Below are 19,407 nucleotides of genomic sequence, written 5' to 3' on the forward strand. Positions count from 1 at the left end.
CGACGTATCACGACACCATGATCCACCAGCGGTGATCATTTGAAGACACTGCCTAGCGCCCTCGATGATCGGCTTCGCTGCCGCACTCTCGCTGGGCGCACTCGTCCGCGCATCGCCTCAACTCCGAGCCGGCGCCGGCGGCTTCGGGGCGGCAAGGAATGGCAAGTGCCTCGCGAGCCTGAACTCCTCCCCCACACCGAGCCGTCTGTTCAAGCCGTGCACCTGCACCTCCTGGCAGCTTGGCAACGACCGCCAAAAGCCCGAGATGCAGAAACCGCGCGACGAGGTCGTGCGGCCCCGGGGCCGCCTGACTCACGTAACACCACGGGCCAACAGACCAACATCACCTACGGTGTTAAGGCAGGCCGGCGCCGGCGAAGGCGAACTGTGTAGGCATCACATTCCGACGGCCCGACGGCCGCTGTGACGGGAGACGTCAGCTGGCCACAATCAGGGTCTGCGGGGCGACAGCCTTCATGCGCATGCGCAGCCAGGCGAGTTGGGCGCTGGTTTCGGAAGCGCAGTCTTCGACAACTCGGAGTAGGTCGCGGTCGCGGACGGCTTGTCCGGCCTGGCCGATGAGTTCCCAGGTGATGTCGATCAGAGTGGCCAACTGATAGAGGTCTTGCAGGTCGCGCAGCAGACCGGCGGGACCTGTTCTCGTCGTGGTCAGTCCTGGTGCGTGAAGGCGCTCGGGGGCGGGTTCGTTCGGAGTCTCGGAGCGCGATCGGATTGGCTCCAGCGCCGCCGCGTGCTCGGTGCACTGACCGCCGAAACGGGCGGTCGTCCAGTGCACGTCGGCGTCGGGCACATGGCCGTCGGAGACCAGCTGGTAGCTGTGTCCGAGGGTCTGCTCGGCCGTCTGCAGGAAGTCCAGATAGGTGATGAGGTGCATGGGGTCTCTACTTCCGTGCCGTCTCGTCGAATGGGCGTACCGGTGCGGATGCTGTGGTTGTGGGAGCCGGCGCGGGGCCCTGGCCGGGGCCGATCCGTTCGACCGAGACTGCGGCGACTTTGAACTCCGGCTGCTTGGAGACCGGGTCCCATCCGGCGAGGGTGAGCTCATTGGCCGCGGTGTCGGCGCCCCCGTAGTGCCAGGGGGCGAACACCACCCCTTCACGGGGGTGGGAGACGCGGGCCGGGGCCTGGATGCTGCCCCGCCGGGAGGTGACGCGCACGATGTCACCCTCGCTGATGCCAAGCCGCTGGGCATCGGGCTCGGAAAGCTCCACCCACATCGCGGGCGCGGCCGCGTTGAGTTGTGGGCTACGACTGGTCTTGGTCCGGGTGTGCCAGTGGTAGACCGTGCGACCGGTGGTGAGCCGCAGCGGATAGGTGTCATCCGGCTCTTCGAAGGGATGCTCGTATTCGGTGGTCTTCAGGACGGCGCGTCCGTCCGCCCTGCGCGCGCGATACGCCACCTCTCCGAGGGGTGCGCCGGTGGCCAGGTCGTGCCCGTAGGACTCACAGGTGTCCAAGTCGGTGTTGAACACCCCGCCGGTGTAGAGCCGTTCGGTCCCCTCCGGCGCCGCGCTGGTACAGGGCCACTGAATACCGCCGACATCGTGCAGCTTCGCGTAACTGAGCCCCGTGTAGTCGCACGGCCGTCCAGCACTGGCCGCTTTCCACGCCTCGAAGGCCCGCTCTGGTGTGTCCCATGCGGGCAGCGGCTGACCGTCTTTGTCGGTCAGTCCCATCCGGCGGGCGTAGTCGAGAAAGATCGCCATGTCACCACGCGCCTCACCGGGCGGTTCGACGGCTTGCTCCTGCAGGTGCACCGTCCTGTCGACGTTGGTGTACGTTCCGGTCTTCTCTGCCCACAGCGCCGCGGGCAGTACCACGTCGGCCAGTTCGGTGGTCTCGGTGCGGTAGCCGTCGGAGACCACGACGAAGCACTGGTCACCAGAGAGGATGCGGCGGATGCGTGCGAGGTCCGGCATGGATACAGCAGGGTTGGTGGCGACGATCCACATGAATCCGATGGACCCCTGTTCCGCGTAGCGGAAGATCGCGTTGGAGTCGGTGGGTTCGGCCCAGTGTGGAATCATGATCGGGTCGACGTTCCACAACTCGGCCAACTCACTTACGTGATTCGGGTTGTCCCAGTTGCGGAAGCCGGGCAGTGCGGGACCGCAGCCGGCCTCCCGGTTGTTCTGGGCCGAGGGCTGCCCGTTCATCTGCAGGATCCCTGCCCCGGGGCGGCCGAGCATGCCGCGCAGCAGGTGAATGTTGTTGACCTGGCAGGCGGACGCGGTGGCCTGATGCGACTGGTAGAAGCCCATCGAGCAGGTGGACACGATGTTGCTGCTCGATCCGAAGATCTCCGCTGCCGCCCGGATGTCCTTGGCGGGCACACCGCAGATCTCGGCGGCCCACTCCGGAGTCGTCTCACGGGTACTGCGGTCCAGCTGGTCGAAGCCCACGGTGTGGGCGTTCACGTAATCGGTGTCCACCCAGCCGTGCGCGATCAGCTCATGCACCAGGGCGTTCATCAGCGCCAGATTGGTGCCGTTGCGGATTGGCAGGTGGATCGTGGCCCGTTCGGCCACCTTGGTACGCCGTGGGTCCACACAGACAAGCCGAGGCGGATCGGAAGCGTCGAGACGGTCCAGCATGCGCGCCCACAGCACCGTCTGGGTCTCGGCGACGTTGTGGCCGAAGAGGAAAATCGTGTCGCAGCTGTCGATGTCCGTGTAGGAGCCGGGCTGGCCGTCCGATCCGAACGTTTCCTGAAACGCCGCTGCCGCTGTGGCCGTGCACAGGCGGGTGTTGCCGTCCATGTGCGGGGTGCCGATGCCTCCCTTGCCGATCACCGCCAGGGTGTAGTACTCCTCGATCATCAACTGGCCGGAGGTGTAGAAGCCGTGGCTCAGGGGTCCCTTGGTATCCAGTAGAGACCGTGATCGCTCGACCACCCGCCCCATGGCGGTGTCCCAGTCGGTCTCGACCAGTCGACCGCCCTCACGGATCAAGGGTGTGGTCAGTCGGTCGCGCTGCTGGCCCTGCCACCCGTAGAGCCCTTTGGGGCCCAGCCGCCCGTGGTTGATCCGGTCCTCGGCCCGGCCCCTGACTCCGACCATCTGCCCGTCGCGGACCGCTACCTCCAGACCGCAGCCGTTGGAGCACAGCAGGCAGGCACCCCGCACCCACTTCTGGACGTCGGATTCATCGACGCCGTCCAAGAGGAACTGGTCGACGCGCTTCGGCCACGAGCTGCCCGCAGGATGCGGAGTGCGGCTCCCCCAGATGTCCGCGATGCGATCGGTTTCCATGTCCCACTGTCCTCTCGTACCGTGCCTTTTCAATGCGCTGACCGGCGGTCACCGCAGTCCTTCGGTCAGCCGGACGGTCGGGCTCCGACTGCGGGCTTTCCTCCGCTGCTTCGTCGCGGGAGGAAGGATCTGCACATGGCGATGGCAACCGCGACCCACGCGGCGAAGCCGAACCACACCTCGACCCGTGCGATGTCGACCATGAACGCAAGTCCCGCGGTCCGGCCGTAAGAGACACTCGCCGCCGCGTACATGCCGAGGGGGAAGACCATGCTCCACAGCGCCGGCTCGTATCCCACCCGCTCCCGGGCCACCAAATGGCGGCGCACCGCGAACGCCAGAAGGAGCGGGATCCACCAGGTCCCGAAAGCCCACAGCACGAACGACAACCCGGACACCACCTGCCGAGCCGCGATCATGATGGGCAGCGTGGGCGGGAGGTCCAGGATCTTGGCTCCTGCCAGCACGCTGATGGCCGTGGCTCCCATGTAGACCCAGTAGGTGGGGCTGAGGGCGTGTGGGGCGATCGGTTCGTCGAGCAGACGGACGGTGACCAGGCCGACCAGCATCAGATAGAAGACCACCGCCATCCCCCAGAAGGCCACCGCCAGCGGCGCCAGCGAGGACGTGACACCCGGTTCCGCCGCGGCCACGGTCGCGGCCACGGCGGCCAGCGACTGCGTGCCGACAACCCACATGAACCAACTGCCGTCGGCCCTTGGCAGCACCGGGCCTTGGCGGCGGCCCACCACCATCGCGCCTGGAACGGCATAGGTGAGCACCAGCCAGACCGGGACACTGGCCAGCCCCAGTACCGCACAGACGAGCGGATGGTCGTCGGCCAGCCGCAGCCCCACCACATTGGGGGCTGCCACCAGGGTGAAGTAACCGAAGCCACGCGCGGGATCTCGTACGTCCGCGGCGACCCGCCCCGGAAAGACGACGGCACGCCAGGCATACGCCACCAGCAGCACCGCGAAGGCGCACGCCGCCAGCACCAGCAGCACCGCGGACAGCACGTCTGCCCCGAAGAGGTCCAGGCCCGTGGAGACGATCCCCGTCGCCATCACCACGGCCGCGTAGCCCGGGTGCAGGTCCGCGATCTCCTGGCGGATCCGATGGCTCACAGTCCGATGGACCATCGACCCGGCCCCTCCGCGGTTAGAAGACTCTCCGGAGAGAAATTATGCACTGTGTGTAATGAAATTGCCGCATGTGCTGCATTTTGGGATGCATTTGGCGGTCGGAAATCTCCGCCGCTGCCGACGCCCGCGGGCAGAAGGAGACCAGAGATCCGGCGCTGTCGCCGCCCTGGCCGGGCTGCGGGCCGTGCCCCAACCGGCCACCCATGAAACCGCCCCGCATCTGGCCCCAGCAGGACTACAAGGCCCAGCTACGGCGGACACCCGAGCAGAGGTGTCTCCCACGCCAGCCCTGCGGTCACCGACCGCAGGACCTCGGACGGGCACGTACCAAGGCGTTTGCGCCAGGCCTGCCCGGCGGTCGGGCCGAAGGCCAGCGGCCTGCACCGGTCGTCGGCCGCGCGCGGGTGGACCTTCGTGCTCAGCCCGCCGCGGGACCGGCCGATGGCATGGTCGTTGCGGCTCGCCGGCCGGGTCCCCTTTTACGGGCCCAGCCGCGTGCTGATGCGCGCGCACGATCACGGAGTTCACCGAGATCGCCCAGTTCAGGTCCTCATCGGCGTCGGCCTGGGCCATCAACGCGGTGAAGCCCCGCCGCCAGGTGCCGTCGACGGCGCACATCCGCAACAACCGGTTGTGGGCGTTCTCCAAGACCCGAAGTGCTCGGGCGGGTCCATCCACCGGCGTGCCGGTCCGGCAGCAACGGCTAGGGCGTGTTTTGAAAGTCCCGTCTGGCTCACGGCGCCTGGCACGCACGCTCGCCGCGTTGTCGGGTCGCCCGAGTACGCCCGGTACGAGGGCGATCCTCCGCCTTGCGATCGCACGCACCAGACGCCGTGAGCCCCGCCCTACGGGCGGACGACGCCACTTTCAAAACACGCCCTAGACGCGTGCCCACTCCGCATCAGACAACGACCAACGATCAGATGATCCGGAGGAAACAGTCTGGCCAGGCAGTCGCTCATCAGTGATGGAACCCAGGGGTCTGGCCCTCTGAGGGCATCGGTCCCCGGAGCCGGTCGAGAAAGCCGACCGCCTCACGGATATCGTCCAGCAGCGACCGGGCGAGATCCATGCTCAGTCCATTGCGCACGACGATGCGCTGGACAGTCACGTTGCTGAGGTTGTCGGGCAGAGGGTAGGCGGGAACCTGCCAGCCCTTCAGCCGTAGCCGGTCGGACAGGTCGTACAGACTCCAGTTCTCCGTATGGCCGGCCGTCTGCCGCCAGGCAAAAACTGGGATGTCCGAGCCGTCGTTCCACAGATCGAAGGCGTCCAGGACGCCGATGCCCTGCGCGAGGAAACGAGCGACGTCCTGGCTGGCCTTTTGCACGCTGTAGTAGCCGGCCTTGCCCTGCCGCAGGAACTGGTAGTACTGCAGAAGCACCTGCGCGCCGGGCCGGGAGAAGTTGAGCGCGAACGTGGGCATGGCTCCGCCGAGGTAACTGACCCTGAAGATCAGGTCTTCGGGCAGCAGATCGCTGCTTCGCCACACCACCCACCCCAAGCCCGGGTAGACGAGTCCGTACTTGTGGCCCGAGACGCTGATCGAGTGAACTCGCTCCAGTCGAAAGTCCCACACCAGGTCCGGCTGGAGAAACGGGGCAATCATTGCGCCGGACGCTCCGTCAATGTGGATGGGGATGTCGAGGCCGGTGTCGTGGTGCACCGCATCTAGAGCAGCGGCGATTTTGTCGACCGGTTCGTACATGCCGGTGTAGGTGACGCCGAGGATGGCCACAACACCGATCGTGTTCTCATCCACGTAGGAGGAAAGGTCGTGCCCGTCGAGGCACTTGTGCTCTTCGCTGATGGGCACGAACCTCGGCTCGACGTCCCAGTAATTGCAGAACTTCTCCCAGACGACCTGAACTGCGGACGTCATCACCAGATTCGGCCGGTCAGTCGACTTCCCGGCTGCCCGCCGCGCCAACTGCCAACGCCGCTTGAACGCCAGCCCGCCGAGCATGCAAGCCTCGGACGAGCCGATGGTGGACGTGCCCATGGTGGCGGTCGGCTCGGGCGCATGCCACAATTCCGCGAGGATTTTCCAACAGCGGCCCTCGATGTCGGCGGTTTGAGGGTACTCATCCTTATCAATCATGTTCTTGTCAAAGGACTCGGAATACAGCTTCGAAGCGTACGAGTCCATCCACGTGCCGACGAACGTCGCCTGATTAAGACGTGAGTTTCCGTCAAGCATGATCTCGTCATGGACGATCTGGTAGGCCGTCTCGGGAAGCATCGACTCGGTCGGCATCCGGTACTTGTCTACAACCCTGGCTTCACCCGGACGGGCAAAAAGAGGATTTACGGCTACGACACCGTCGTCAACCATGATCGGCCTCCCCGTGCGGCACCTGCTGTTCCCTGCCGCCGTTGGCAATATGTATCGCTCATTCCTACCTTTTACTGGAGCTGACAACTCGACGACACAGCAGGGGAAAGAGTGACTAACCTCGATCGTTCATGAGCCCTCGTCGGTTCGCTGGCGGGGACTCTGTGTTTGCGCGGTGCGGTCTTTCCGGGTGCGGGGCAGGCTGAGGGCCCGGTTGTCGTGTCGGGTGGGCGCCGGGTCCCACACCGGCGGCGGCCCGTGTTGATGAGTTGGGCGGCGGCGGAGAACAGCCGCAGGCGGAGCTTCTTGGGTTCCCAGCGGCGGGGTCGCCGGTCAGAGCGAGCATCGGCATCCAGGCCAGGAGGTCCAGCGCGAGGGAGACGTTCTCCAGCCAGATCCGGTTCTGGGCAGTGTCGTGCAGGGGCAGGTTTTGGCAGACCGGTGTCGCGGGCGTTTCGGATGCGGTCCTCGCAGCGGGCCCGCCTTCGGTGACGCAGTTCCAGAGTGGCGAGCCGGCCGCCCTTCGTGTCGGTCGCGAAGCGGGTCAGACGGTTGCCGTCGACGTCGGTGAAGCGCAACTGTGCTCCGGGGTGGAGCCGTTCCTTGCGGACGATGAGCCGCGTCCCCGTGGGCCAGGAGGAGAGGTCGGGCATGTCGGTGATCTCTGCGACCCGGGCGCCGGGACGCTCGGTGCCGCCTGCGTCGTAGGCCGGCGTCCACGCCTTCTCCGGGATGTTCAGGACGGCGTGGTGGATGGCGTCGGTGATGGTCATTCCGACGGAATACGACAGCCACCGGCCCCGGCGGGAGAGCCAGTCGAGGAAGGCGTGGTGCCGCATGCGGAGTCGGTGCGGATCGGTGTCTGCCCGCCCCGTCCCCGTCGCAGGTGTCCGGGGAGCTGGGCCAGGACGAGTTGGGCGGTTTCGATGTGGTCGGTGGCGGTGTTGGAGTCTGCGTTGCCGGGCCGCAGCAGCGCGGCCACCGGCTCTCCGGAACCTGCCTGGCCGTGGTCGACGAACGCGACGAGCGGATGATGGCCGAAGGTCTTCCTTCCAGGTCGCGGTCGCGTCCTGCTTCTCGGAGTGCGCGAGGACCAGCACGCCGTCGATGTCGACGATCACGTGACCATCGGCGGCCGGACCGTTCGCCCCGGCCAACTCCCGGACCCGCGAGCGTACTTCGGCCCGCGCCGACCGGATCGTGGTGAGCGCCTTCGGTCCGGCTGCGGCGAGGGCGTCGATGAGCCGGGAGACCGTGGGATCGGAGGCCACCGGGCCGAACACGTCGGGCTCGGCCCGCAGCATGGCGACATCGGCGAGGCAGTCCCCGCCCAGAGCGACTCCGAGCGCGGCATCCAGCAGGACCTTGCCCGGGTCGTGCACTGCCCGCGGCTTGCGCCACGGAGTCAATGCCACCGATATCGCGTCGTCCAGGTCGGACTTGCGGACCGACTCCACAGGCAGCACCGCCCCGGCTAGCGAGACCACCCCACGGCCACCGCCCTAGACAGGACCCTAGACAAGTCCCATCGTTGCAGGTCAGGAGCACTCTCCGCTTATTTGATCAAGTCATGGACGGGCACGCTCATGAAAGCCCGAGGCTGAGGGCTGTCCCGTAAATGATCTCTGAGACGCCTCAGGGACGGCGAGCTGTTGTACGGCTTGGTGGCCTATCCGGCGAGTGCGAGGTTGTGCATCGGTGCGATGCCGAGCATCGCGTGGTGGACGCCGTCGCCTTTGTGGCGGCAGTCGCGGAGGATCTTCCAGGTCTTCATGCGGGCGAAGACGCGCTCGACGCGGGCGTGGACCTGCTTGTGAGACTTGTTGTGGGCTTGTTTCCAGCCGGACAGTTCTTCCCCTTTACGGCGTCGGTGGGGCATCACGAGTCCGGTGCCGGGATGGCCGCCGTCCGCGATCGTCATGGTCTTACCGACGGCGGCCTTGGCGCCGGATTCCTCCCATGCCCTGCAGTCGTTGTGGTTGCCGGGCAGGGGCCGGCCGACCGCAACGATCAGGCGGGTATCGGCGTTGACGACGACCTGGTGGTTGGTGGAGTACCGGTAGTTCTTGGACTCCGCGGTGCTGTGATCGCGGATGGGCGGCAGGGTGCCGTCCACGATCAGCACGGTGTCTTTCGCGAACCGCTTGCGGGGCTGGAGGCGAGCATCGGCCCGAGGTGATCGATGATTCGGTTCCGCCGCCGATCTGGAAACCCCGAACGGCGGCACCAGTTGGGGCAGCATGCACAGGTTCGTGCGCCAGTAGGCCCGGACCAGCAGCGCCCGGTCCTCCTGCCAGACACCACGGCCGGCCCCTGCGAATCGCATCCGCACCCTCGCGCAGGAGAACCGTCACCAGCCTCCCGAACTGCCACGGGCTCAGCCCGGTGAACGGAGCTGTCCAGGACGGCTCCGCCACCGTGATCACACCAGCCACCACAAGATCGTTTCATGGTGCCCAACGCAATGCCGAGAATGCTCCTATGACTGAAGAACTGGTGACGTTCCTTGAGTCGCGGCTGGACGAGGAGGCGGACTTGGCCCGGCGCTGCGACGGTGACGGATGCGGGGAGTCGTCTGCCCAGGGACACACGGTCGACTTCTGTCAGGTTGACCTCCCCGGATTCGACCCCACGATTGCTCCGCATGTGGCTCTGCACGACCCGGCCCGCGTCCAGCGCGAGATCGAGGCCAAGCGGCGAATCCCGACCCGTCACGCGCGCGACCCCTGGCCATGTCACAACTTGCGTGACCTCGCCTCGCCCTACGCCGACCATCCTGACTTCCCCGCCCGAGCCTGAACCGGGCATCGCCGTTCACGGGACAGCCCTTAGGTAGTCCATGCCGTTGCTCACGGGGGTGAAGGACACGTCCGGCCGCGCGGAGGGGCGCGCTGCCTTGTTGCCGCCCCGCGCGGGCACGGGCGCCAGCGTCGGCTCCGCGTCACGGTTGGGCTCGGACTGCTCGTCCTCGCTCATCCGATTCCCCCTCGGTAGCTACCGGTTACTCCAGTGGGGAACTCCCGGCCCGGGTCGTGTGCGAGGCACACCGCAGAGTCGCGGTCCTGAATCGCCGTCCGGCGGCGTGGCTTCCATCAGGAGGCGCGCGAGGGCGACACCAACAGCTCCCGTGCCCCCGAAATAGTTCGGTGAACAGCGAGGCACCTGGCCGGGGGCGGCGTGGCCGTGCAGGATGCTGAGGCCGCCCTGTAGATGGCCCCCACACGTCCTGGCCGAGTATCCGGTTGACCATGTGCCGCAGGGCCCTGCATGTGTCAACGGTTCACGGCGAGAGCCCCGACAACGCACGTCAGCGCCTTGTCTGGCCGGCCCTGGCTCTGGTCTTAACCGTGGGGTCGGTGTTCCGGAGCGAGAGTGGCATGCCATGCCGCCCGGCATGGCATGCCACGGTCCTTACTTGGCGGCCGGAGTGGCCGGCGGGGACCATGCGGGCAGCGACTCCATCCAGAAGCGGGTCAGGTTCACCGAGCTGATGAGCCACTTGCCGTTGACCTTCTCGTAGGTTTCGCGGTACTGACCGTAGCCGTGATGTCCCTCGACGCCCTTCGTGTCGGCCGGGATATTCAGAATGTCCTGCATGGACCAGATGCCGGTCGCCGTGTGCGGTCCCGTGATCGCGATTTCCGGCATGTAGCCCGAGTGGGCGGTCGGTGCGGCACCGATGACGTCATGGATCACCTGCGCGAACTCCTGCGGTGATGCGAACGCCGTGCCATCGGTAACAATCTTGGCGTCGCGAGTGAACAGTGAGGCCAGTTGGCCCGTCTTCTTCTCGTCCACGAAGCGGAAATAGCGGGCTTTGAGCTGGTGGATGTCCTCGATGTCGTTCAGCCGCTGGACCTTGGCCTCGAGCTCCCGGTAAGAAGAGTTCGACTGGTAAGAGGTCCGCGGCTGGGCGTCGGCGCTGGCGGAAGTGGAGCTGAACGCGACGGCGGCGGCTCCGCCGCCGACCAGCAGTCCGGCGGCCAGGGCCGATCCGACGATTCGCAAGCGCCAGGCGGGGCCCTTGCGGGCATTCTGCTCGTTCATGACGTGGTTCCTTTCGTTTCCGCGGGATGCCGGTGCCGCGCGCGTCAGAGACATGACGAGCCGTCGGCTGCCGGTGCGGAGGATCAGTGATGTGCGGGTCACGGCGCGATCTGCGTCGTCGCGGTTGTCGCACGCACGGCCGGAATGCCGCAGGGCAGGGAAGACCCTCTGGGCGACGCCGGGCACTACCAAAAGCTGGCAACCGGGCAACCCACAAACGTAGCTAGGGGTCTAGTGCACCGGGGCGGGTCGTGCTTGGGACGTCTCGTCGGAGGGTGCGCTGAGGTCCGGGCGGGGGGCGTTGACCATGACGAGGGAGAACAGCGCGGAAAGGACGAGGAAGCCGACGGCCCACCAGTAGGCCGTGCTGAATCCGTGAACGAGTGCGACGTCGGTGTCGGTTTTCCCGTGTCCGTGGGAGAGGAGGTAGGCAGTGGTGGAGCTGGCGGCGATGGTGTTGAGCAGGGCGGTGCCGACCGATCCGCCGACCTGCTGGGAGGTGCCGACCATGGCGGAGGCGATGCCGGCGTCCCGTGGGTTGACGCCGTGGGTGCCCAGGCTCATGGCGGGCATGAAAGCGGTGCCGATGCCGAGGCCGGTGATGATCTCGGCGACGGCGAGCAGGCCGTAGGAGCTGTCTGCCTGCAGCAGGACGAGCAGGAGGACGCCGCCCGCGGTGGCGAGGTAGCCGCCGCTCATCAGCAGTCCGGGACGCATCCTGGCGGACAGTCGGGTGCCGATGACCATGGAGCCGAATGCCTGTGCGGCTCCCAGCGGCACGAACGCGAGACCGGCCTCGACGGGGGAGTAGCCCTTGACGAGCTGCAGGTAGTAGCTGAGGAAGAGGAACATGCCGAACATGCTGATCACGGCGAGTCCGACCGAGAGGTAGGCGCCGGCCCGGTTGCGTTCGGTGAGGACGTGCAGCGGGAGCAGGGGCGCCTTGATCTTGCCTTCCACTCTCAGGAAGGTCAGCAGCAGTACCACGCTCGCGATGAGCAGGGTGATGGTGAGGGCGGAGTCCCAGCCGCGGCTCTCGGCTTCGGAGAAGCCGAAGACCAGGGCGACTAGGCCGGTGGTGGCGAGGATCGCGCCGGGTATGTCGATGCGGGTGCGCTTGTCCTTGGTGGGTATGTCGTGCACCACGGTGATGGCGCCGATGATGCCGACGACGGCGATGGGGATGTTGACGAGCATCGACCAGCGCCAGTTCAGGTACTCGGTGAGTATTCCGCCCAGGAGCAGTCCGAGGACGCCGCCCGCGGTGGCGATGGCGCCGTAGATGCCGAATGCCTTGGCTCGCTCCCTGGCATCGGTGAAGGTCAGGGAGATCAGGGCGAGCGCGGCCGGGGCGAGCAGTGCGCCGAAGACGCCCTGTCCGGCCCGGGCGATCAGCAGAACGCCCAGGCTGTTGGCGGCTCCGCCCAGGGCGGAGGCCAGGGCGAAGCCGATCAGACCGATGGTGAAGGCCCGCTTGCGCCCGATCAAGTCGCCCAGACGGCCGCCCAGGATGAGCAGACCGCCGAAGGCCAGGCCGTAGGCGGTGATGACCCACTGGCGGCCGCCGTCGGAGAAGTGGAGTGCCTCCTGGGCCGATGGCAGGGCGATGTTCATGATTGCGCTGTCCAGGAACACCATCAGCTGGGCGATGGAGATGAAGAGCAGCGCCGCCCAGCGACGAGGATGAGGATGCGTTGGTGCAGGCATGGGGAAGGCCGTTCTTCGTACGGGGTGGAGGAAGCGCCCGTGGATGGTCTCGGGGCGATGCGACGTCCGGACGCGGAAGAGGCTGGGGACCCTGCGGCTCACCCAACCGGACCGGGCGGTCATGTTGACCGTACCACCCAAAGCGGACCGGGCGGTCATGTTGAATCTCACAAACCTGACCCGCCGGTCACATTGGGAGGTGGAAACTGACCAGGGGGTCCGGTTCCCGTACACTCATGCATGGACGAGGGAGGCAGTCGCCATGGAAAACCCGCCAGTGATCAAGCCGCTGCGAAGCGATGCCGTGCGGACCAGGAAGCTCCTGGTCAAGGCGGCGGGCGAGGCATTCGCCGAACTCGGCAGTGAGGTGTCCGTCGCTCAGATCGCGGAGCGAGCCGGGATTGGCAAGGGAACGGTGTTCCGGCACTTCGCCACGAAGGAAGACCTTCTGGCGGCGATCGTCTACGAGAACATGTTCCTCCTCGTCGCTGTGGGCAAGCGGCTGGTTCAGTCCGAGGACCCGACAGAGGGGCTGCGCGCATTCATGAGCGCCGCCATTGAGCTCCAGGTCAAGGACCGAGCCTTCTGCCAGGTCGCCCAGGGGGAAGCTCGCCACCACCCCGAGGTACGCAAAGGCCAGGAGATGCTGGACGAGGTCACCGAGGCCCTGACCGACCGCGCCCGCCGGCGAGGAGGCGTCCGCCAGGACATCACCGGGCAGGACGTCATGCTGCTGATCAGCGGCATCTACCAGACGGTTTCCCCGGTGGTGGCGACACAGCCGCATCTGTGGCGGCGCTACCTCCACCTGGTCTTCGACAGCATGCAGGCGTGCGACGCACCGGAATTGCCGGGCCCGCCGCCCCTTTCCAAGACGAGGGCCGCTTCTCCACCCTCCCAGCCCCAGTGCACTTAGTGTTGCCGACAGTCGTAAGTCCTGATCATCGCCAAGACCTCCGGTGCGGTGAGGTGTTCGAGTCCCCACCCCACGCGGAGGTCTTTTTTCGCGTCACACCCCATGTCCGACCAAGCGTCACGGCCCACCGCTTTAGATCGAGTGGGTCGTAAGAAGCGTCGCGCACTCCACGGGCATGGACAGGAACGGTGAGTGGTGACTGGACAGCCGGTGGACTTCGCGCGGCACAACGCCGTACAACGTCCGGACCGGTTCTTCGATGGCCGGCACGAGGCCACGCGGTTCGGCGGGCACCGGCCGCGTGGTAGCCCGGAGGAGCAGTGTCGGCAACGAGCGGGGTTGCGTCTTCGCCCCACGCTCCGGCATGTGTTGCCAACACCCCCATTGAGGTCACCAACAGGTGCGGCTGAGCCATGAATTGACTCGGTCTGCAACGTCGTGCCACCGCGGTTCGAGTATCAGGCTGTGGGCACGGTCGGCAAGGTAGAGGTAGTCGGCGCCGAAGTGTGCGGCATGTCTCCGCACCAAGTCCGCAGGAGAAACGATGTCCTTGCCGCCGGCGACCATAAGCGTGGGCCCGCCGATTCGGGTCCGGTCCAGCTCGATGGCGGCTCCGCGCTGCGCGGCTTCCCACACGGCTTTGGGTGATTCGTCTGGCATCAATCCGTAATAGCGACGTGCGTCCTCCTCCGGGCAACCGGCGAGAAACCATTCCACGGCCATGTCATAGGGCATTGGCGGGAAGGGCGCCGACCAGTCCACCGGCAGGGGTATCGGTTCCCCCTTGCTCTCCGTGCTGGGCACGGGCGCCAGAAGTACCTGCGCCAGAACGGAATGGTCCTCGGAGTACTTCTGTGTCACCGCCGCACCCATGCTGTGTGCCATGAGCACGGGGGTCTCGTTGATGTGGGAAACGACGATGTCCAGCTCCCTTGTCGCATCGAGCATGCCGCGCTGGACGAATTCCCCGGTGGGCAGAGCACGGGAACCGGTGTGGTTGAACCAGCTGAAGGCATAACAGTGGCGGCCCTTCCCGGCGAAGTAGGGCAGCCAGTTCTCCCACAGCCAGCTGCCGTGGCTTCCACCGTGCACGAACACGATGGGGGGAGCCGTGGCAATGCCATCGGGTGCCGCGTGCTCGACGAACACCCCGTCGACCGTATAGTGCTCGACCTTCATACGTACCTCCATGGATGTGGGAATGGGCGGACAGGCTCCAGTGACTGAATCCCTGCTGCCTCGGGGAGCATTTGCCTGGTGGGCGATTCAGGGCTGACCTGAGACACGGCATCCTGGAACAGGACGCCACGAAGACCACCTCATGCGTGCGGTCGTCTCGTCGGAGGGGGCGTGGGGCTCACGCCCAGACCGGGCCCAGGATGTCCTTCAGCCCGGCGGCGGCGAACAGTCGGCGGCGGGACTCCTCCAGTTGCTCCTGTGCCTGAGCAGCCTGCCCGGTAAGCACGCCATGGCGCTTGAGGATCCGACCATCTACGAGGACGGTGTCCACGTCTGCGGGGCCGGCGTTCATCAGCACGGTGGTGACGGCGTCGTTCAGCGGGCTCAGGTGCGGACGGCGCGCGTCGACGAGGATGATGTCCGCCCGCTTGCCAGGGGTAAGCGAGCCGACACGGTCACTCATTCCCCACGTCGCGGCTCCCGCGGTGGTGGCGAATCCGAGGACGTCGTGGTGGTCCAGCTCCACCTCCATCGGTGGCTCGTCGCGCTCGAGTGCGGCTGCGTTGGCGCGCGCCCGCTCGGCGGCAAGGGTCAGCCGCATTTCGCTGAACAGGTCGGTCCCGGTGCCGGCGATCGTGTCGGCACCCAACGCCGGCCGGATCCCATGGGCAAGGGCTCGGCCCGTGATGGGGAAGGTGCCGAGGGCCATCTGCATGTCCACGGTCGGGCAGGGGGTGATGTGGCCACCGGTGGCCGCGATCCGCCTCAGGTCCTCGTCACTGAATGCGGCCCCGTGCGCGTGATGCACGTCCGGACCCAGCAAGCCCAGTTCTTCGAGCACCTCTACGGTGCGGTACTTGGAGAGGTAGCCCGGGATCCCGGAGTGCATGCTCATGGGGACGGCGAGTCCGCGGGCCAGCCGGATGTCGTCGGCGGTGGCGTCCGCGGTGGAGAACTCGGGGCCGCGCAGCGCCAGGCCCATCGTGACTCGGGCGTCGTCGTCTGAGAGCACTTCGGTGCGCACCCGGCGGGCATCAGAGGGGTGCCGCTCAGAACTCTCGACGAACCACTTCATTACGCCATCGCCCACGGGCGGACCGTAGAGAAACACCGCGCGAATGCCCGAGTCACGCAGGGCGCGGATGTTTTCGTCGGCATGCTCGGGGGTGGTGACGATGTGGGACCAGTCGGCGACTGTCGTGACGCCCGCATTGACCGCCTGCAGGGCGCCCCACAGCACCCCGGCGTAGACATCGCGCGGCTCGTACTTGTCGAGGAGGCCTGCCAGCACCACCTGGAAGTAGCCGCCGAGGGAGAGCTTGGCCCCGGCGCCGCCGATCGCGCCCTGCCACACGTGTCGGTGCGAATCGATCAAACCTGGCATGACGACGTGGCCGGAGGCATCGATTACTTCGGCGCCTTCAGCCCGAAGCCCACGCCCGATGGCGGTGATGGTGTTGCCGTTCACCAGCACGTCAGCGCCCGGAAGCTCACCGAGAGCCGGGTCACCTGTGACGACGTGCCCACCCCTGATGAGTGTGGTGCGAGTTGTCATTGTTCGCTCCTGTCGATCACATGGCAGTCCACTGTCCTGATCGCGCTTCTGGCGACCTGGCTCGTTGGCGAAGGGTTGCTCAACCAACGTTTCCGCGTGGGTGAGCGCGCACGCAGCCGACCTACAGTGCGTGCCACGCCCTCCTCACAACCATCGAGCGGTCAGACCATCAGGCTGACGCGGTCGTTCACACCGACCAGGGTCTTTCCGCGGACGTCCAGTCCGACGGCGGGGACCAGGCCGGCGTGGCGGGCTGCGGTGTTCGCGTCGCTCCAGAGGCGTTGGAGGGGACTTGTCCTCGTCGGCCGCGCGGTAGATGTGCGGCCGGGCTGTCTTGATCTCGGCGGCCGGTACCGAGAGGACCCGGTGTTCGGGAACGAAGACGTCGTGACCGACCAGGGTGTAGCTGGCGGTGCCCCGCATGCCCGCGGTGTGCCATGTGTCCACCACGGTGAGGTCGGCAGCCGGGATCAGGACCAGGGCCTGGTCGATGACCTCGCCTCGTTCGTCCTTGAGCAGGACGCCGACCGCCACCCAGGTGCCGTACGGCGCACCGGAGTTGTAGGGTCGGCGGCCGTTCACAGCCATCCGCCTGGGACGCGTTCGCCGGCGCCGGTCGGAGCGGCCACGCCGGTCACCCGCGCGTCGGGATCGGCGCCGAACACCCGTCAGCTCCGCTGTGCGACCGGCCGCCTCCCGTGCGCCGAGCGGTTCGGGCGAACCTGGTGCTGCCCATGCTTGTTACCTTCTTGATCGCCATTCAGAGGAAGTCTCAGCGCATGCAGCATCAGATGTGATGCCTTCGCGGCTCGGCTTCGTACGCGCTGGTGAGCCGCTCGCCTTCCCACCGGCTCTGCCCGCAGTTGCGCCGCGCGTCTGTGATGCGGCGGTTATGCGGCGGTCATGCCGCCGTCGATGGCGAGTGCGGCACCGGTGATGAACTTCGCTTCGTCGCTGAGGAGGAAAGCTGCGAACGCCGCGATTTCGGCTGGCTGGGCTATCCGCCCGATCGGGTGCATCGCTCCGGCCACCCGGACGGCTTCTTCCGGGGGCATGCCCATGTTGCCGCGGAGCAAGGGGGTGTCGACGCCGCCGGTGACGAGCGCGTTGATGCGTATGCCGGCAGCCGCCGTGTCGAGGGCGGCCGACCGTGTGAGTCCGACAACGCCGTGCTTGGCTGCGCTGTAGGAGGCCATGTTGGCGGCTCCGGTGACCGCGAGGTTGGAGGCGTTGTTCACGATCGCGCCGCCGCCGGACGCTTGCAGCACGGGAATTTGGTACTTCAGGCTGAAGAAGACGCTGCTGAGGTTGAGCGTCAGATCAGCGTTCCAGGCCTCGCCGTCGATGTCGGGAAGCGGGCCGACGGCGGTGGCCGCGCCGACGTTGTTGAAGGCTGCGTCGAGACGTCCGTGCCGGTCGACCACCTGCTGGACCAGATCCGCGACCTCGGCCTCCACGGTCACGTCGGTGCGTACGAAGACGGCGTCCGCTCCGGCGGTCTGGAGTTCTGCGGCCAGGGCGTCGCCTGCTTCCTTGCCGCGGGCCGCGAGGACCACTTTTGCGCCCTCGGAGGCGATCCGCTCGGATGCGGCACGGCCCATGCCGGAGGTGGCGCCCGTGATGAGGACGACCTTGTCGGTGAAGCGTGCGGGCATGGCTGAGTACTCCTGTGTGTGCTTGAAAATGAGCGTGCTCGAACTGAATGGACTCAGAAGGTGATGACGAGTCGCCCGCGGACGCCGCCTGCCGCGAATCGCCGGTGAGCGTCCCCGGCCTGGGCCGGGGAATAGGTCTGAGCGACCCGTGGGGCGAGGACGCCCGCCTCGGCGAGTTCCCTAATACGGTTCAGTTTGTCCGTGCGCCCGAAGTAGTCGGGGACGAAGGTGGTGTGAACTGTGACTCGGCCGCCGTCGTCGTACTCGTAACCGCCGGGTTCTTCGGCGCTGCGGAAACGGACGAAGATTCCGCCATCGCGGACGGCCTCCGACAGTCGGGGGCCGTGGATCGCGACGTCGGCGACCGCGTCTACGCCGTCGGGATACCGGGCGCGGAGATGTTCGACGACTTCGGACCCTCTGGCCACGACCTGGTCCGCGCCGAAACCGCGGACCCGTTCCTCGTCGCCGGGTGCCGCATCGGCGATCACGGTGAGTCCCGCTTTCTTGGCCAGTTGGACCAGGTAGCTGCCGAGCATCCCGGCTGCTCCGACGACGGCGAGGACCGATCCTGCGGGCAGGGCCAGCTCGTCGACTGTCAAGAGGGCGGTGAGCCCGTTCATCGGCAGGGTCGCCGCACTCGCGTGGTCGAAGCCCCGTGGCGCGCGTGCCACCCAGTCGGCCGGCAGCACCTTGTGTTCGGCGTAGCCACCGGCGGCGGTTCCCATCGGCATGACCACCGCCATCACGGGGTCGCCGACGCGCAGGTCGGTCGCAGTTCCTGGGCCGATCTCGTCGACCACACCGGCGATGTCCATCCCGGGAACGTACGGGCCCGGAGTTCCCGCGAGCATCTGCGCGTGAACGCCCGCTCGCATGAGCACATCTGCCGGATTCACCGCGGCCGCGTGCACGCGCACCCGGATCTCACCGGGTCCAGCATGCTGATCCGGCAGATCGATAATCTGCAATACGTCCGGTTCACCGAACTCGTACAGCCCCACGGCTCGCACGTAAAACAACCCCTAGGGCAGTGTCAAATGGATACTGGATTCGCCTCACATACTTGGTTTCGAGTCTCCGGAACCCTCGGCAAACCGGCAAGAGGGCACTTTGAAATGCGCAGGTATACCCGAGGGAACCACCCCAGAACCAAGGCCGGCTTCACAGCCCCGGATACCCATGCCGTACCCGGTTACGCTCGTATACTCACCACCATGACGCAGCAGATCACCGAGCCGGACGGCATAGGTCCCGCTCTGTGCGAACAGGGCCATGACCTCATCCGCAGCGTGCTGGAACGGGTGGGTGACAAGTGGTCCGTGGTCGTGATCGGCAAGCTCGCGGACACCACACGCGGGTTCAACGAACTGCGCCGCCTCAGCGACCCCATCACCCAGCGGATGCTCAGCGCCACACTGCACAGGCTGGAGCGCGACGGGCTTGTCACCCGCACCGTCCACACCACCAAGCCCCCAGGCGTCGACTATGCCCTTACCCCGCGCGGACTCAGTCTGTAGGACATCGTCCTGGGGCTGGCCCGGTGGGCGGAGAATAACGCCGACGGAATTCTGGACTCACGCACGGCCTTCGACG

At 66.8% G+C, this 19,407-nt stretch carries 15 protein-coding genes and 3 pseudogenes; 3 read left to right on the forward strand and 15 right to left on the reverse strand.

Annotated features, from left to right (window positions below; all coding sequences use genetic code 11):
• Nucleotides 1-436 precede the first annotated feature (436 nt).
• The 7 genes and pseudogenes from IEY79_RS36025 to IEY79_RS36050 form a co-directional block, all read right to left on the reverse strand.
• Nucleotides 437-895, reverse strand: a complete 459-nt coding sequence (locus tag IEY79_RS36025; protein WP_189111885.1) for a hypothetical protein — start codon at nt 893-895, stop codon at nt 437-439.
• A 7-nt stretch (nt 896-902) separates the two neighbouring features.
• Nucleotides 903-3,272 carry a molybdopterin oxidoreductase family protein gene (locus tag IEY79_RS36030; protein ID WP_189111886.1) on the reverse strand — a complete coding sequence of 790 codons (2,370 nt, stop codon included), beginning with the start codon at nt 3,270-3,272 and terminating at the stop codon, nt 903-905.
• A 65-nt stretch (nt 3,273-3,337) separates the two neighbouring features.
• Nucleotides 3,338-4,399: a tellurite resistance/C4-dicarboxylate transporter family protein gene (locus IEY79_RS36035; protein WP_189111887.1), complete on the reverse strand. Its 1,062-nt coding sequence runs from the start codon at nt 4,397-4,399 to the stop codon at nt 3,338-3,340.
• Nucleotides 4,400-4,761: 362 nt separating this feature from the next.
• Nucleotides 4,762-4,860: pseudogene (locus tag IEY79_RS37825) on the reverse strand (IS5/IS1182 family transposase); the annotation flags it as partial.
• 518 nt (nt 4,861-5,378) lie between these two features.
• Nucleotides 5,379-6,752 carry a glutamate decarboxylase gene (gene gad, locus IEY79_RS36040; RefSeq protein WP_189111888.1) on the reverse strand — a complete coding sequence of 458 codons (1,374 nt, stop codon included), beginning with the start codon at nt 6,750-6,752 and terminating at the stop codon, nt 5,379-5,381.
• A 71-nt stretch (nt 6,753-6,823) separates the two neighbouring features.
• A pseudogene (locus IEY79_RS36045) lies at nt 6,824-8,239 on the reverse strand (IS1380 family transposase).
• 182 nt (nt 8,240-8,421) lie between these two features.
• Nucleotides 8,422-9,187 (reverse strand): annotated as a pseudogene (locus tag IEY79_RS36050) (transposase).
• Between the two features lie 46 nt (nt 9,188-9,233).
• On the opposite strand from IEY79_RS36050, the gene IEY79_RS36055 reads away from it, so the two are divergent.
• Entirely contained in the window at nt 9,234-9,551 is a 318-nt protein-coding gene (locus IEY79_RS36055) for a DUF6221 family protein (RefSeq protein WP_189111889.1), read from the forward strand.
• Between the two features lie 15 nt (nt 9,552-9,566).
• On the opposite strand, the gene IEY79_RS36060 is transcribed toward IEY79_RS36055, so the two are convergent.
• From IEY79_RS36060 to IEY79_RS36070, 3 genes are all read right to left on the reverse strand, one after another.
• The gene (locus tag IEY79_RS36060) at nt 9,567-9,728 is read right to left on the reverse strand and encodes a hypothetical protein (protein ID WP_189111908.1); all 162 of its coding nucleotides are present in this window, start codon (nt 9,726-9,728) and stop codon (nt 9,567-9,569) included.
• Nucleotides 9,729-10,163: 435 nt separating this feature from the next.
• Nucleotides 10,164-10,799, reverse strand: a complete 636-nt coding sequence (locus tag IEY79_RS36065) for a nuclear transport factor 2 family protein (RefSeq protein WP_189111890.1) — start codon at nt 10,797-10,799, stop codon at nt 10,164-10,166.
• 231 nt (nt 10,800-11,030) lie between these two features.
• Nucleotides 11,031-12,506, reverse strand: coding sequence for an MFS transporter (locus IEY79_RS36070; RefSeq protein ID WP_189111891.1), 1,476 nt, complete (start codon nt 12,504-12,506; stop codon nt 11,031-11,033).
• A gap of 262 nt (nt 12,507-12,768) precedes the next feature.
• Between IEY79_RS36070 and IEY79_RS36075 the strand changes: the two genes are divergently transcribed.
• The gene (locus tag IEY79_RS36075; protein WP_189111892.1) at nt 12,769-13,422 is read left to right on the forward strand and encodes a TetR/AcrR family transcriptional regulator; all 654 of its coding nucleotides are present in this window, start codon (nt 12,769-12,771) and stop codon (nt 13,420-13,422) included.
• A gap of 390 nt (nt 13,423-13,812) precedes the next feature.
• Here IEY79_RS36075 and IEY79_RS36080 read toward each other — a convergent pair whose 3' ends face one another.
• From IEY79_RS36080 to IEY79_RS36100, 5 genes are all read right to left on the reverse strand, one after another.
• Nucleotides 13,813-14,601, reverse strand: a complete 789-nt coding sequence (locus tag IEY79_RS36080; protein WP_189111893.1) for an alpha/beta hydrolase — start codon at nt 14,599-14,601, stop codon at nt 13,813-13,815.
• Between the two features lie 178 nt (nt 14,602-14,779).
• Nucleotides 14,780-16,156, reverse strand: coding sequence for an amidohydrolase family protein (locus IEY79_RS36085; protein WP_189111894.1), 1,377 nt, complete (start codon nt 16,154-16,156; stop codon nt 14,780-14,782).
• Nucleotides 16,157-16,300: 144 nt separating this feature from the next.
• Nucleotides 16,301-16,738, reverse strand: coding sequence for an acyl-CoA dehydrogenase family protein (locus IEY79_RS36090; RefSeq protein WP_189111895.1), 438 nt, complete (start codon nt 16,736-16,738; stop codon nt 16,301-16,303).
• A 308-nt stretch (nt 16,739-17,046) separates the two neighbouring features.
• The gene (locus IEY79_RS36095) at nt 17,047-17,811 is read right to left on the reverse strand and encodes an SDR family NAD(P)-dependent oxidoreductase (RefSeq protein ID WP_189111896.1); all 765 of its coding nucleotides are present in this window, start codon (nt 17,809-17,811) and stop codon (nt 17,047-17,049) included.
• Between the two features lie 53 nt (nt 17,812-17,864).
• Nucleotides 17,865-18,824, reverse strand: a complete 960-nt coding sequence (locus tag IEY79_RS36100) for an NADP-dependent oxidoreductase (protein ID WP_189111897.1) — start codon at nt 18,822-18,824, stop codon at nt 17,865-17,867.
• 204 nt (nt 18,825-19,028) lie between these two features.
• On the opposite strand from IEY79_RS36100, the gene IEY79_RS36105 reads away from it, so the two are divergent.
• The gene (locus IEY79_RS36105; protein WP_189111898.1) at nt 19,029-19,331 is read left to right on the forward strand and encodes a winged helix-turn-helix transcriptional regulator; all 303 of its coding nucleotides are present in this window, start codon (nt 19,029-19,031) and stop codon (nt 19,329-19,331) included.
• Nucleotides 19,332-19,407: the final 76 nt, after the last annotated feature.

The organism is Streptomyces camponoticapitis (assembly GCF_014646115.1).
Lineage (GTDB): Bacteria > Actinomycetota > Actinomycetes > Streptomycetales > Streptomycetaceae > Streptomyces > Streptomyces camponoticapitis.